We start from the raw sequence: 13,507 nt of genomic DNA, 5'->3' as shown, positions 1-13,507 counted from the left end.
GGACTAATAAATGGAAACAAATGATAAAAAACCAAAGGACTCTAGAAAATTGGCAGACCAAATTAAGGATGCATTAGTAGGCATCACTGATGATGAACTTGGATCTGATGAGGCGATGGAAATTTTCAATGAGTTAAGTAACAACGATGCTTTCGAACAGGAAATAGAACAAATATTGGCTTGTCTTAACGAGCAAACAATGGATCTAACAAAATTACAGACACAGATCATCCTATTAATAAAAAAATATTTAGGTAAACTTGCACACAAGAAATTAGGAAAATTAGGTGTTAAAATTGATGAGAACCTTGTTAGTAAGAATGTTGCTGAAGTAAGTAGTTACTTAATGCAACAACATTCACAATTGGTAAAAGAAGCTAACCGAGGTTTGATAAAATCAAAAGATAAGCTACAAGGCATAAGTAATCAATCTAGATTGGAAGCAAAACGTTTAGTAAAAAATTTTGCTTTATACCAAGTTTATAAGTTCATGAACCCTAAAAGAATAGCTGGAGAAACAAAGGAAGAAAATTTTGCTTATAATATGATTAGAGGGGGAATAGATCTAGCTAAAAAATATGAAGGTGGATCGAAAAATGATCTTAAATCTTATTCTCTAGAATTTATCAAAAAATTAGATAAGGCTCATCAGAATTTTAAAGGTAGTGGCAGGACAATTTATTGATTAAGTTATTGATGTTACCTATTATGGATTGTTTTACGCTCCAATTGAAGTAGGATTATTTGTATAACCCCAGTTGTCAATTCAATAGGAGTGATGAAGTAGAACCACTATGAAAGCAACATTATATATCTTAAGTTCATTTGGACTTGGAGCAATTAAAGCTAGTATAGTAAAATCTCTTAATAGTAGTATACCTATTTCTCTAGTTGTATTTTTACAATTCTTTCTTTGTGTTATCTTTTTTTTACCAAAAGTTATTAGGTCTCGTGGTCAATTAATAGTATCACAGCGATATTGTGCATTAATTACAAGGGGATTATTGGGGACAGCATATTGGTATTGCATGTTTTCAGCAGTAAATTACTTGTCTCTTTTCAATGTTAGTACACTTACAAATCTGTCTCCCATTTGGGTACTACTAATAACGGGTATTTTTATTGATAAATCTATCAAAAATGATCTATTATTTTTAGCAATAATTGGCTTTATTGGCTGTTTATTAATACTGAAGCCATCAGTAGAAATTATAAATTCAGGAGCCATTTTTGGATTACTGAGCGGAATATTTATGGCATTAACTATTATATCATTACACAACTTACTAAAAACAGAGACCTCAGATAGAGTATTAGTGTATTATTTTGGGATTTCCTCTCTTATTATGTTACCATTTTTAGTGGATTTTAATATAACACAAGTTTCTTCAAAGGATTGGATATTGCTATTAATCAACGCTCTGTTGATGCTGTTACACCAAATATTATTAAATAAGGGATTAGAAATTGGTTTAGCTACTGAAATGAGTATACTAGCTTATAGCAGCGTTGTATTTTCTTTAATTTTAAGTGTAGTTATATGGTGGGAAATACCAGATAGTTTTTCAATTATTGGAGCAATAATAATCTCAAGTGGAGTATATATATCTAGGAGACAAAAATCGTAAGCAAAAAGTAGAGTAAGATGAATGTATCTATTAGTTTATGCTTTTGCAGGGATAACATTGGTGAATTTTAGATATCCCCAAGACTATTAACGTCTAATAAGTAGTAAATGAAGCTTTACAAATTGGCAACATTTGTAGTATAAGAGCCTAGGATTAAATTATTTAAAGAATTATAAAAATGAATATTCATGAATACCAAGCAAAGATGATTTTGAGGCAATATGGTATACCTACTTCTACAGGAGTTGTAATATTGCAAAAAGAAGATATCGATAGGCTAATTGATGGTTTAGAAGCAGAAATATATGTGGTTAAAGCCCAAATCCACGCAGGTGGTAGGGGAAAAGCTGGGGGTGTAAAAGTTGTAAGAACTAAAGAAGAGGCAAAGAAAGCAGCACACGCAATGTTTGGCATTAACTTAGTAACTCATCAGACGTCAGCTATTGGGCAAAAGGTTCGCTATCTCTATGTTGAATCTGGGTGTGATATTTTAAAAGAATATTATTTTAGTGCCGTTTTTGATCGTAGTAATAGCAAGGTAACTTTTATAGCTTCTACTGAAGGTGGGGTAGATATAGAAGAAGTTGCTCATAATACTCCAGAGAAAATTATTAAAGTATCAGTTGATCCTGCAACAGGCATACAGCCATTTCATTGTCGTAGAATGGCATACAAGCTTGGTTTTAAGAATGAGCAGGCAAAACAAATGATGAAAATTGTTGAATCAACCTATCAAGCTTTTATAGCAACTGATGCTAACCAAATTGAAATTAATCCATTAATAACAAAAGCTGATGGTAGTTTATTGGCACTTGATGCCAAGATTAACTTTGATGATAATGGATTATTTAAACATCCTGATATTTTAAATATGCGGGATGATGATGAAGAAGATGCTCTTGAAATAAAAGCAGCTAGCCTTGGTCTTAGTTATGTTAAGATGGATGGTACTATTGGTTGTATGGTGAATGGGGCTGGGCTAGCTATGGCTACAATGGATATTATCAAGCTTTATGGTGCTGAACCGGCAAACTTTTTAGATGTTGGTGGTGGGGCTGATCGTGAGAAAGTAAAGGAAGCACTAAAAATAATTTTATCAGATTCACATGTACAAGGGGTTTTAGTTAATATTTTTGGTGGTATAATGCGTTGTGATATAATAGCCGAAGGCATTATTGCTGCAGTGAAAGAGATTGGCATTACAGTTCCACTGGTTGTACGTTTAGCTGGGACCAATTTTGAATTAGGTAAAAATATTTTAGCAAATTCTGGTTTAAAAATAATTGCTGCAAATGATTTAGGTGATGCTGCTGTTAAGATCGTCGATGCAGTAAAATAATTCATATAAAAATACGGAAAATGCATATATGTCAATATTAGTTGATAAAAATACAAAAGTAATTTGCCAAGGTTTTACTGGCTCTCAAGGGACTTTTCATTCTGAACAGGCAATCAGTTATGGTACTAAAATGGTAGGAGGGGTAACTCCTGGAAAAGGTGGAAATACTCATCTAGATCTACCTGTATATAATACAGTACATGAGGCAGTTGCAAAAACTAAGGCTACTGCCAGTGTTATTTATGTTCCACCACCTTTTGCTGCTGATTCAATTTTGGAAGCTATAGATGCAGGAATTAGTTTGGTAGTGTGTATTACAGAGGGAATACCGATACTTGATATGATAAAGGTCAAAAGAGCATTAATAGGATCAAAAACTAGATTAATTGGGCCAAATTGTCCTGGCATTATTACTCCTGATAAATGTAAAATCGGCATAATGCCTGGTTATATTCATAAGAGGGGTAGGGTGGGAATTATCTCCCGGTCCGGTACTTTGACTTATGAAGCAGTAGCACAGACTACAGCTGTTGGTCTTGGTCAATCTACCTGTATTGGTATTGGTGGAGATCCAGTTAATGGCACCGATTTTGTTGATTGTATTGAAATGTTTTTGCAAGATGATGAAACAGAATCGATTATTATGATTGGTGAAATAGGAGGGGATGCTGAGGAAAAGGCTGCTGAATTAATAAAAAGCTCAAAGATTAAAAAACCAATAGTTACTTTCATTGCTGGTGTTACTGCTCCTGAAGGTAAAAGAATGGGGCATGCTGGTGCAATTATTTCTAATGGACAGGGTTCAGCTGAAGATAAGTTGGAGGCATTGCAAAGTGCAGGTGTTACTATCACTAGATCACCAGCTGATATTGGTAAAACTATGTTTGAACTATTAGAAAAGCTCTAAACCTTAGAGGTAATAACTGCAAAAGCTACAGAAATTGGGTAATCGTCTGAAATGGACAAGTGAATTTTGATTTGTCCAAATTTGTTTGGATTCTCAGGGTGACAAATTTGGACAAAGGGCTTTCCTAAGGCATCATTTAGTACAGATATGTCTTTAAATCGTAAACCACGCCCCATTCCGATACCAAGGGCTTTGCTAACTGCCTCTTTCGCAGCAAACCTTTTTGCCAAAAAGCAACCATATTGGTCTTTGCTTAGAGAATTTAGCTTTTGTATTTCCGTTTTAGAAAGAATTATGTTTACAAAACGCTGGTCATATAGCTTTAAGATACGTTCTATTCTTGGAATTTGTACTATATCTGTACCAACACCAATAATCATTTTTGTTCATCATTACTAACATTATCATCAAATATTTGATCATCTAAGTCAGAGTAGTCTTCAGTAACACAAAGATCTGAGCCGCTTGGTAAATAATCAAACTCTTCTACAGCAGTATCAAGGGAAGCATCAGTATTTTCTTCATCAATAGGATCGATTCTGCTTTTTGTTCGAAGACGTTTTAATAATTGTGCCTTTAGGGCTGGAATCGTTATATGACCAGCAGCTATTTCACGTAATGCCAGTACAGTTGCCTTATCGCCTTTCACGTTATTAATAGTCATTTTACTACCAGAATTTATATCATTTGCTCTTTGAGCAGCTAAAGCTACAAGCTTAAATCTATCGTGAATTTTTCCAACACAATCTTCAATCGTTATCCTAGCCATAATACTCTCTTTTTAATTTTATAAGATATATATACAATAACGGATCAGTATAAAGTATAATTAGTAGATTTCAAGAATAGAATTTTCATTGCTTCTCTAGGGTAGTTTAAAAATCATAGATGCAGGTGGGAAGATGTAAGGACACTACAAAGAACTGGGGAAAATATTATGTTTTTTTGAGCATTTTTTTATATAGATCTAAGGTTTTACTAAGCATTAAATCAAGGGAAAAATTATCGATTACTGCTTTTCTTGCTGCTTGTTGTATTTTTTTACCTTCATTGGTTTTAAGTATAGATAAGCAATGTTCGATTTTTTCTGCTAAATCAACAGCATCGTTTGGTTTGACATGAAATCCAGTTTTTTTATCTAATATTGTTTCAATAGCTCCACCTATATTTGTAGCAATTACTAGCTTTTCCATTGATTGTCCTTCAGTTATAGTTCTACCAAATGCTTCTGGTTCAATTGAAGTAGATATTACTATATCTGAAACACCGTAAAGGCTGAGCATATCAGATTCATTACCAAAAATTTGAATTTTACTTTGTAGCTTCAACAAGTTTATAAGAGATTTTACTCGATTGGTAAAATTGGGATGTTTGGATAAATCTCCAACCATTAGACAGTAGAAATCTAGATGTTTTAATTTGCCAAGTGCTTCAACAAGGGTAAGATGCCCCTTCCAACTGGTCATTCTTGATGGTAACAATATTATAGGAGTATTGTTAGATATACCATATTTCTTTTTATGTTTTAGTAACTTTTCTTCTGTAACATTCTTTGGATCAAAATAATTATAATCTACCCCTCGATATATTACAACAATTTGATCTTCTAGGATTTGATAATTAATTAATATATGATGTTTTACAAAATTAGACACAGCTATGATCTTTTCGCCTTTGACCATGACGCTATTATAAAAATGTTTGAAAGGATTCGAGATGTTGTAGACTCCGTGGAATATGTTGTAGACTCCGTGGAATGTTGTTAAGAATTTAGCGCCTGTAGCCTTTGCGGCCATATAACAACTCCAAGCTGGAGCTCTAGATCTTGCATGCACTATATCTACGTTATATTCCTTAATTATTTCTGACAGAATTCTTGCGTTTTTCCATATTGTTAAAGGATTTTTAGTAGCACTATTCATAAAAATATGTGGCACTCCTGCCGCTACTAATTCTTCAACCAATGAACCACCAAATGAAACTACAATAACATTATAATCAACTTTTTTTAACATTTTAGCCACTTCAATTGTTCCTCGCTCTACTCCACCAGAGAATAAAGCTGGAACTACTTGCAAAATGGTGGGTTTATGATATCGTTTGGGTGAATCTGATGAAATCATTAATCTTTTACATAATTAATTTAAATGCATAAAATATATAATACAGAAAAGAAAAGATTTATCACTTACAATCATCATAAAAGTAGCAAAAAAAATATGCCATTGGTAATTTTTTTACATGGCTTGATGTCGGGTATGAATGGTAAGAAGGCTATATTTCTTGAGAATTACTGTAAAAAACGTGATTATAATTTTATCACATTTGATAATTTTGGTCATGGAGAATCATCAGGTAGATTTCTAGATGAAACGATTGGATCTTGGCTTACAGGGGTTGAACTAGTTTTAAATAAACTTGTAGTGCAACCAGCTATTATCATAGGCTCTAGCATGGGTGGTTGGTTAGCCATTCTTGCTGCTATAAAATTTCCTAGTAAAGTTTGTGGTCTTGTTTGTATTGCTCCTGCCCTAGATTTTACAGAAACTATTTGGCAAAACTTAACTGAAATGCAAAAAACACAAATGCAACAACAAAAATACCTTGAGGTTGGTGGGCGTAATTGCAACGATAAATATCCAATAAGTTATCAATTAATACTCGAAGCTAGAAATCACTTGTTACTAAATGCAAATAGTATTAAACTTAAGGGGGCTATTCATTTAATTCACGGGATGCTAGATGAGGACGTGCCTTATACCATCTCAAATAACCTTGTAGAAAAGATTACTAGTGATATGGTAGTGATGAAGTTAATAAAAGACGGAGTTCATACTCTTGTACGAGAATCAGATTTAGCTATAATAGCTAATTCTTTGGAAGAAATAATAAACTTATCATTAGAACTATGAATAAACATATATTTGCTAAAACAACTAAAGTTTCCGATTTTTTGAAAATATCGGAAGTAATAGATAAGTTAGATCAAGATAGCTTGGTGCTTTTTGATGTAGATGACGTACTTATCATGGATCAAGATGAATATCGCTTAACTCATCCTTATAGACGGCAGTGGCGTGCTGAAAGCAAAAACCGTCTTACGAGAGAAGAAAGGCATCTTTTTTACAGTATTATTTTAAAAAATCGTACTATTCGCTTAGTGGACTATAATATAACTGATATACTAGGTAGATTATGGAAGATGCAAATCCCAACTGCTGCTCTGACCAAATTATATACAGGGAAATTTGGTGTTATTGAGGATTTTACCAATTGGCGTCTTACAGAGCTTAAAGGGATAAATATAGATTTTATGAAATCTACTCCGATAAAAGAGGAAATATTAATTGATGAATTACATATTGGGGGTGGTGTACCAATGATGAAAGAAGGGGTGATTCTGACAGCCGATGTTGATAAAGGTGCAGTATTAGAGAATATTTTACATAAAAAAAACTACTATCCTAAAACAATAATATTTGTGGACGATATTTTAGAAAATATTGAGTCAGTGGCAAAAATATGTAGCAAATTACAGATTAATTTTTATGGTTTTGAATTTGATGGAGCTTCTTTGATCCCGGAAACAGAACTAGATGAAAAAAGTGAAAAAATTCGTTTTGAGATTTTAGAGAAGGAACATCGTTGGATAACAGATTTAAAACTATAATTATTTTTTTATGTATATGCATTACTTCTTGCTATGCTATAGCTGAAGAACAAGAAACTATTGGGGTAAAAGCTACTAAAGTACAAATGGCTGATTTATATAATGTTTTCAGCGTTATAGGACAATGCAAGAGTGGTATGAGCCGTGATTATTATGCAAATGTTTCTAGTAGACTTGATTTAGTATCTACTTCCCAAGGAGGTAAGATCCATCAAGGTGATGTTTTACTTATTATTGACCAAGATTTAGCTATGTCAATTAAGTCACAAGCGGAAGTCTCTTTAAGAAAAGCCATGGCTTCTTATAGCCGTGACAAGGAATTATTTGCCAAAAAATATATTAGTAGTGATGTGCTAGAAAAATCTAGCAGCGAGTTAGAAGAAGCTAGGCTTGCTTTTGCTAAAGCAATGAATAGTTACAACGATATGGTTCTTATAGCTCCATTTGATGGATATATTGGTATAATAAAACCCAAAATAGGGGATAAGATAAAACAAGGAGATTATCTTTTTAGCATTATTGCTCAAAATTCTACTACTAATAATATTTTAATAGAGTTACCTGAGGGGCTTTATAATCAGGTATCAGAATCCACTAATTTAGTGATAACCGATAATAAGGGTGGATTAATTAATGGAAAAATTGCTGAAATCTCACAATATGTTTCAGATAATGGTACTATAAGTGCTAAAATTATCGTTGATTCTAATAGTAATATTGTGCATGGAAGCTATGTAAATATAGATCTAATTCTTAACAAACATAGGAATTTAGCTGTGCCTAATCAATCGGTACAGAGTAATAATAAAGGTGAGTATTTTGTATATAAACTCAATGACAATAAGGTACAACAACTTTATGTTAAACTTGGCACTAGTTTAAATGGTTTAACAGAGATTATCTCAAGCGAAATTAGGGAAGGAGATATGGTGGTATTGGAAGGGATTACTAAGATTTATGATGGTAACGTCGTCAAATTGTTAGATTAACCTGAATTCATGTAACAAGTTATATTGTTAAGCATCAACTGCGAACGATGTCACCGAACTAAGATTAAATTAACAGAGGATTAAAATGGAATATATATTATTAGTTTGTAGTATCGTGGCAATTCTTATTATTGTACAGATGGTTAAGGTTGTACCACAACAACAAGCATGGGTTGTAGAAAAGTTTGGAAAATTTGATAGGGTTTTGCAGCCCGGATTGAATATTTTGATACCAGTGATTCAGAGAGTAGCCTATAAACACACCCTGAAGGAAGAAGCTATTGATGTTACTGCTCAAACAGCCATTTCAAATGATAATGTTACGTTATTAATAGATGGTGTTTTATATGTAAAAATTGTTGATCCAGTCGCTGCATCTTATGGTGTTAATAGTCCATATTATGCTATCACACAGCTTGCACAGACCACCATGCGTTCAGAAATAGGTAAATTACCATTAGATAGGACTTTTGAAGAACGAGAAACGTTAAACATCGCTATTGTATCTGCTATTAACCAAGCTGCAATGAATTGGGGGATACAATGTATGCGTTATGAAATTAAAGATATTCAGCCACCACAAACAATACTTAAAGCGATGGAATTACAAGTTGCAGCAGAACGTCAGAAACGAGCTCAAATTTTGGATTCAGAAGGCAATAGACAAGCAAAAATAAATCATGCAGAAGGTGAGAAGGCTCAAGTGGTATTAAATTCTGAAGCTTCCTATACTGACCAAGTAAATAGAGCTAAAGGTGAAGCTGAGGCAATAGGATTAGTAGCAATGGCTACTGCTAAAAGTATTGAAGTTATTGCCGCTTCTATTCAAAAGTCTGGGGGTAATGACGCAGTATCTTTAAAAATTGCTGAACAATATATAAATGCTTTCGGTGAGTTAGCCAAAGATAGTAATACAGTAATTCTTCCGGCAAATCTTTCTGAACCGGGAAGTTTTATAACTCAAGCTTTAAGCATTTTTGATCAGCTAAAATCAGTGAGCAATAAAAAATTATCTAAGGAATCTTCTATGAAGAAACAAACGAGTGCTAGTGAGTAATTACTTATTTAACTTGAATTCGACATAAAAATAATTATTATTCTAAGCACCTTCGGATGTCAACTACAACTGTTGAAAGTTAAAAAATCGTCTATTAGCGAGCGAACGTACGTGAGCGTGGCAATCCATTTTGCTAAAAACATGATTTTAATCTTTTAAAATCATGTTTTTAGCTTTAGAAATATTTAAAATGCATTCGCAAAATCGCTTTAAGAATGCATTTTTCCTTATATTAAAGCCAATTCGGGATAAGAATTAACTAATTCTTATCCCGAATTGGGGTAGGTTACAATAAATTTAGGAGAAAATTTAATGACGTACGTGCCTATAGTAATTGAACAAACCCCTAGAGGGGAAAGAGCCTATGATATCTATTCTAGGTTATTAAAGGAACGCATCGTTTTTGTTTGTGGTCAAATTGAAGATTATATGGCCAATGTGGTGGTTGCACAATTACTATTCTTAGAGGCAGAAAATCCAGAAAAAGATATTTTTATGTATATTAACTCTCCTGGTGGTGTTGTGACTTCTGGCTTGGCAATTTATGATACTATGCAATATATTAAACCTAAAATTTCTACTCTTTGTATAGGGCAGGCTTGTTCCGCAGGGTCTTTGTTGCTTACTGCTGGTGAGAAAAATATGCGTTATTCCTTGCCACATAGTCGTATAATGATCCATCAACCGTCAGGTGGTTACCAAGGGCAAGCTACAGATATAGAAATTCATGCTAAAGAAACCATGAAATTAAAAAGAATGCTCAATAACTTATATGTCAAGCATACAGGGCAAGAACTAGATTCTATTGAAAAAAGTATGGAACGTGATAATTTCATGGATCCTGAAGTAGCTAAATCTTTTGGACTTGTTGATGAAATCATCACCGATAGAGCAAAAATCTTAGTAAGAAAATAGTTTAAAGGCTGTTAGATATTATGGATTCCGCACCGAAATGCAGGGGCAGGGGGCAGGATTATTTTTGTTTCTTGGTTTGTGACGTAGTATTAGATCTAGCAAATACTTTAAACTCATCAAGTAGTATTTTAAGATGCAGATTTATATCTTCTAACTGAAAGGTAGCATACAATATGTGATGTTCTTTCTTAACTGTACTGTTAGCTAGCTCTGTGGTCTTTTGATATAGAGCTGCTATTTCATTTTGTGCTTTGATGTAGATGTTAGAGAAATCCTTGCAAATAACCTCGATCTCGCTATAGGTTAATCTGATGTTATTAAGCAATTTGATTGAGAGGAGGATTAAGAGTATCTGTCCGATGATTATGCTGAATGCTAAAATAGCCAAGGTCAATATTTGGTAATTCATATGTTACTTCCTTTGTTGCCTAGGATTGTGCTTGTTTGCTATAGCCTTTCGTTAGATAAGCTTGGCTGATTGATTGCTGCTATAGGACTGTGAAAATAATAAGGGTTGATTTGGCTAAGAAATTTATATATGATCATAGTGATACCTCTATAAAAGGGTTGTTATTTAAATAGCATTTGATGCTATTTGATTAATTCTACTAGTAAGTATTTTTGAGCCTGTGAAACTTTTCGGTACTTACCAGTAGACTGTAATATTTAATATAATACTTGAGCTTTATTTAAGGATAGAGCTGAAGTATTATATTGACTTTTTTAGTTTGAGATTTATAGCTAACCAAATTAGCATTACTCCGTCATTGCGAGACCACGTAGTGGTCGTGGCAATCTAGAAAAATTAAATTGGATTGCTTCGTCGCTACTAAAGTAGCTTCTCGCAATGACGCCAATTTATATGGCTAAATACTAATCGGATAGCTAAACCAAAATGTGTATTTTGGTTTTAAAAAAATAGTCAGTAGTTACTGAGTTCTTTTTTTTTGGTCTCATCCTATTTTTGGGAGTTTATTATAGTTATTTGGGGTTGTCAAGAAAAAATGTGTCAACAGTTGATATATTTTTTATTTTTACTTAATCCATGAATTCTTAGATATGACTCTTGTTAAAGAAATACAAAAATTTTTAGGATTAAAATTTGAAATACTCAAATTGAAAAGAAGAGATTTCTCTGAGGGTAGTGGGATTCCTTATAATAATATTACTAGTATTATGAATGGATTAAGGTCTAATCCCCAAATGCATACTATACTGAAAATAGCTAACTACTTTGACTGTTCTATAGATGAAGTTGTTGGCAGAAGTGAATATATTCCATTATTACAAGTAAAAAGAAGATTTAAGGATTTATCACTAGATGATATTAATAATAACTTAAAAAAATTCTTAAAAGATAAAGTTGTTAAGCAAGATATAAATTTTTATATTTTAGGAAAAGAAATTGGATTTAATTATTCAATTCATAATTTTATTAACGGAAGCCGAGAACAAAAAAATTTAAATAGTCAAATTATAGTAGCCCTAGCGGATCATTTTCAAATGTCGCTAGATGAAATGGTTGGTAGAATTTCTCCTGCTAGAGATACTGACAATGCTAAATTTCCTGAACAAAACTTTAATAGTGATCCTGATCTGAATAATTTATAGCTAACCTGTGATTTTTTAAATTACCCTGTCATTTTTGGCAACAAAACCTAATTCAATTTTGATAACTATATATAAAATCCCTAATTATCGGTACAATAAACTGTTTAAATTTGCTACCACTAAATAAGCCGTAATGTCCAACTCCCTGTTGTAAATGATATTTTTTCATTGTCATAGGAATACCGGAACACAAATCTAATGCAGTTTTAGTTTGTCCAACTGCAGCTATATCGTCATTTTCGCCTTCGATACCTAGTAAAGCACAATTTGTTATATTTTTTAAATGAACTTTACGATTTTTTGAGACAAATTCATCTTTGGCAAGAGCAAAATTTTTAAATACTTCTTGTATTGTTTGGAGATAGAATTCCGATGTTATATCCATAGTGGCTAAATATTCATCATAAAATTTTATGGTATGATTAGCTTTTTCAAGGTTGCCATCTAGCAAATTTTGTAGTAAATCCAAATGCGAATTAATATGCCGAGGAATATTTAAACTGATAAAACCCATAAGTTGTAAAAACCCTAGATAGACATTTCTTCCGTAACCAGGATAGTTAAAGGGGACGGATGTAATCATCATTTGGCAAAACCATTGCATGCTTTTATGGATTGCAAACAAGTCAACATCTGTAGGATTAAGCCTTGCATCAATAGGTCCACCTATCAGAATCATTGACCTTGGTATATTTACATCATTATTTGCAGACATTATACTAATGGCAGCTAGAAGGGGGACTGTTGGCTGGCATACTGCCATAGTGTGCAGATTTGGTCCTAGAAGCGTCATAAACTCAATTAAGTAGTCTATAAAATCATCTAAGTTAAATTTACCAAGTTGATTAGGTATAGTGCTTGCATCAAGCCAATCTGTAATATATACATCTGCGTAGGGGAGCATTTCAGTTACAGTGTCCCTAAGTAAGGTAGCATGGTGTCCTGACAGTGGAGCGATTATTAATAACTTTGGCATTTCTTGCTTAATACCAATTTTGCTAAAATGCTTTAATTGACAAAATGTTTTAGCAGCAACTGTTTTTTCTTTAACAACATAAGACGTACCATCAATAATACATTCATTAATGTTAAATTTTGGCTTCTTGTATGTTCTAGTCATCCTCTCAGCAAGCGTCAAATATGCTAACATAACGTGAGTATAGCCGCTATCTTTTATAGGATTATTACTATTTTTAAACCACTGTTCTAAAATTTCTATGTTTGCTCGCATTGGAATAAGCATAGTTTTAAAGCCTTCTAGTGCATAATAAAGATTATTAGAACTGCCATTATGCATAATATTTGTCCTTTAGAAGTCTATTTATACTTTAATTTTATATAATTAAGTGTTAATAATATACTCAAATAGTGCAATATTCAAATGATTTGAG

Annotated in this window: 15 protein-coding genes; 10 read left to right on the top strand and 5 right to left on the bottom strand. The window is 32.8% G+C overall.

Annotated elements, in window-relative coordinates:
* Positions 1-10 precede the first annotated feature (10 nt).
* From ACFEL1_RS02555 to sucD, 4 genes are all read left to right on the top strand, one after another.
* Positions 11-685 (top strand): DUF5394 family protein, encoded by a 675-nt coding sequence (locus ACFEL1_RS02555; RefSeq protein WP_375331369.1) that lies wholly within the window; start codon positions 11-13, stop codon positions 683-685.
* Between the two features lie 109 nt (positions 686-794).
* Complete coding sequence (locus ACFEL1_RS02550; protein WP_375331368.1) at positions 795-1,628, top strand: DMT family transporter; 834 nt, start codon at positions 795-797, stop codon at positions 1,626-1,628.
* Between the two features lie 178 nt (positions 1,629-1,806).
* Entirely contained in the window at positions 1,807-2,967 is a 1,161-nt protein-coding gene (gene sucC / locus ACFEL1_RS02545) for an ADP-forming succinate--CoA ligase subunit beta (protein ID WP_375331367.1), read from the top strand.
* Between the two features lie 28 nt (positions 2,968-2,995).
* Positions 2,996-3,874, top strand: coding sequence for a succinate--CoA ligase subunit alpha (gene sucD, locus ACFEL1_RS02540; RefSeq protein ID WP_375331366.1), 879 nt, complete (start codon positions 2,996-2,998; stop codon positions 3,872-3,874).
* Here sucD and acpS read toward each other — a convergent pair.
* The 3 genes from acpS to ACFEL1_RS02525 all read right to left on the bottom strand — a co-directional run bounded on the left by acpS (position 3,871) and on the right by ACFEL1_RS02525 (position 5,997).
* Entirely contained in the window at positions 3,871-4,254 is a 384-nt protein-coding gene (acpS, locus tag ACFEL1_RS02535) for a holo-ACP synthase (protein WP_341762463.1), read from the bottom strand. The two genes, sucD and acpS, sit on opposite strands and share 4 nt — an antisense overlap.
* The gene (gene rpoZ / locus ACFEL1_RS02530) at positions 4,251-4,643 is read right to left on the bottom strand and encodes a DNA-directed RNA polymerase subunit omega (RefSeq protein WP_341762462.1); all 393 of its coding nucleotides are present in this window, start codon (positions 4,641-4,643) and stop codon (positions 4,251-4,253) included. Before rpoZ ends, acpS begins: the two co-directional genes overlap by 4 nt.
* Before the next feature lie 166 nt (positions 4,644-4,809).
* Entirely contained in the window at positions 4,810-5,997 is a 1,188-nt protein-coding gene (locus ACFEL1_RS02525) for a glycosyltransferase family 4 protein (RefSeq protein ID WP_375331365.1), read from the bottom strand.
* A 24-nt stretch (positions 5,998-6,021) separates the two neighbouring features.
* Here ACFEL1_RS02525 and ACFEL1_RS02520 point away from each other — a divergent pair, with 24 nt between their 5' ends.
* From ACFEL1_RS02520 to ACFEL1_RS02500, 5 genes are all read left to right on the top strand, one after another.
* Positions 6,022-6,786: an alpha/beta hydrolase gene (locus ACFEL1_RS02520; RefSeq protein ID WP_342278402.1), complete on the top strand. Its 765-nt coding sequence runs from the start codon at positions 6,022-6,024 to the stop codon at positions 6,784-6,786.
* Positions 6,783-7,544, top strand: coding sequence for a DUF2608 domain-containing protein (locus ACFEL1_RS02515; protein WP_341762459.1), 762 nt, complete (start codon positions 6,783-6,785; stop codon positions 7,542-7,544). The genes ACFEL1_RS02520 and ACFEL1_RS02515 overlap by 4 nt, the downstream gene beginning before the upstream one ends.
* Positions 7,520-8,533 carry an efflux RND transporter periplasmic adaptor subunit gene (locus ACFEL1_RS02510; RefSeq protein ID WP_375331364.1) on the top strand — a complete coding sequence of 338 codons (1,014 nt, stop codon included), beginning with the start codon at positions 7,520-7,522 and terminating at the stop codon, positions 8,531-8,533. The genes ACFEL1_RS02515 and ACFEL1_RS02510 overlap by 25 nt, the downstream gene beginning before the upstream one ends.
* 85 nt (positions 8,534-8,618) lie before the next feature.
* A complete protein-coding gene (locus ACFEL1_RS02505; protein WP_341748025.1) occupies positions 8,619-9,590 on the top strand; it encodes an SPFH domain-containing protein in 972 nt (323 codons plus the stop codon).
* 312 nt (positions 9,591-9,902) lie between these two features.
* Positions 9,903-10,505: an ATP-dependent Clp protease proteolytic subunit gene (locus ACFEL1_RS02500; protein WP_341754920.1), complete on the top strand. Its 603-nt coding sequence runs from the start codon at positions 9,903-9,905 to the stop codon at positions 10,503-10,505.
* Positions 10,506-10,563: 58 nt separating this feature from the next.
* On the opposite strand, the gene ACFEL1_RS02495 is transcribed toward ACFEL1_RS02500, so the two are convergent.
* Positions 10,564-10,914 (bottom strand): hypothetical protein, encoded by a 351-nt coding sequence (locus ACFEL1_RS02495; RefSeq protein WP_342278404.1) that lies wholly within the window; start codon positions 10,912-10,914, stop codon positions 10,564-10,566.
* 650 nt (positions 10,915-11,564) lie between these two features.
* On the opposite strand from ACFEL1_RS02495, the gene ACFEL1_RS02490 reads away from it, so the two are divergent.
* The gene (locus ACFEL1_RS02490) at positions 11,565-12,116 is read left to right on the top strand and encodes a helix-turn-helix domain-containing protein (RefSeq protein ID WP_342278405.1); all 552 of its coding nucleotides are present in this window, start codon (positions 11,565-11,567) and stop codon (positions 12,114-12,116) included.
* Between the two features lie 52 nt (positions 12,117-12,168).
* Here the strand turns inward: ACFEL1_RS02490 and phaZ are convergent, their stop codons facing one another.
* On the bottom strand, positions 12,169-13,413 hold the full coding sequence (phaZ, locus tag ACFEL1_RS02485; RefSeq protein WP_342278406.1) for a polyhydroxyalkanoate depolymerase: 1,245 nt from the start codon (positions 13,411-13,413) through the stop codon (positions 12,169-12,171).
* Positions 13,414-13,507 lie beyond the last annotated feature (94 nt).

Origin of the sequence: Candidatus Tisiphia endosymbiont of Oplodontha viridula (genome assembly GCF_964264865.1) — a bacterium.
Taxonomy (GTDB): domain Bacteria; phylum Pseudomonadota; class Alphaproteobacteria; order Rickettsiales; family Rickettsiaceae; genus Tisiphia.
This window is presented reverse-complemented; position numbering and strand designations above follow the sequence as displayed.

What these genes read in the sequence shown, in the direction of transcription:
- phaZ (WP_342278406.1), bottom strand. Translation starts at nt 13,413, where the DNA reads ATGCATAATGGCAGTTCTAATAATCTTTATTATGCACTAGAAGGCTTT.
- ACFEL1_RS02495 (WP_342278404.1), bottom strand. Translation starts at nt 10,914, where the DNA reads ATGAATTACCAAATATTGACCTTGGCTATTTTAGCATTCAGCATAATC.
- ACFEL1_RS02515 (WP_341762459.1), top strand. Translation starts at nt 6,783, where the DNA reads ATGAATAAACATATATTTGCTAAAACAACTAAAGTTTCCGATTTTTTG.
- ACFEL1_RS02505 (WP_341748025.1), top strand. Translation starts at nt 8,619, where the DNA reads ATGGAATATATATTATTAGTTTGTAGTATCGTGGCAATTCTTATTATT.
- rpoZ (WP_341762462.1), bottom strand. Translation starts at nt 4,643, where the DNA reads ATGGCTAGGATAACGATTGAAGATTGTGTTGGAAAAATTCACGATAGA.
- ACFEL1_RS02520 (WP_342278402.1), top strand. Translation starts at nt 6,022, where the DNA reads ATGCATAAAATATATAATACAGAAAAGAAAAGATTTATCACTTACAAT.
- sucC (WP_375331367.1), top strand. Translation starts at nt 1,807, where the DNA reads ATGAATATTCATGAATACCAAGCAAAGATGATTTTGAGGCAATATGGT.
- acpS (WP_341762463.1), bottom strand. Translation starts at nt 4,254, where the DNA reads ATGATTATTGGTGTTGGTACAGATATAGTACAAATTCCAAGAATAGAA.
- ACFEL1_RS02525 (WP_375331365.1), bottom strand. Translation starts at nt 5,997, where the DNA reads ATGATTTCATCAGATTCACCCAAACGATATCATAAACCCACCATTTTG.
- sucD (WP_375331366.1), top strand. Translation starts at nt 2,996, where the DNA reads ATGTCAATATTAGTTGATAAAAATACAAAAGTAATTTGCCAAGGTTTT.
- ACFEL1_RS02490 (WP_342278405.1), top strand. Translation starts at nt 11,565, where the DNA reads ATGACTCTTGTTAAAGAAATACAAAAATTTTTAGGATTAAAATTTGAA.
- ACFEL1_RS02500 (WP_341754920.1), top strand. Translation starts at nt 9,903, where the DNA reads ATGACGTACGTGCCTATAGTAATTGAACAAACCCCTAGAGGGGAAAGA.
- ACFEL1_RS02555 (WP_375331369.1), top strand. Translation starts at nt 11, where the DNA reads ATGGAAACAAATGATAAAAAACCAAAGGACTCTAGAAAATTGGCAGAC.
- ACFEL1_RS02550 (WP_375331368.1), top strand. Translation starts at nt 795, where the DNA reads ATGAAAGCAACATTATATATCTTAAGTTCATTTGGACTTGGAGCAATT.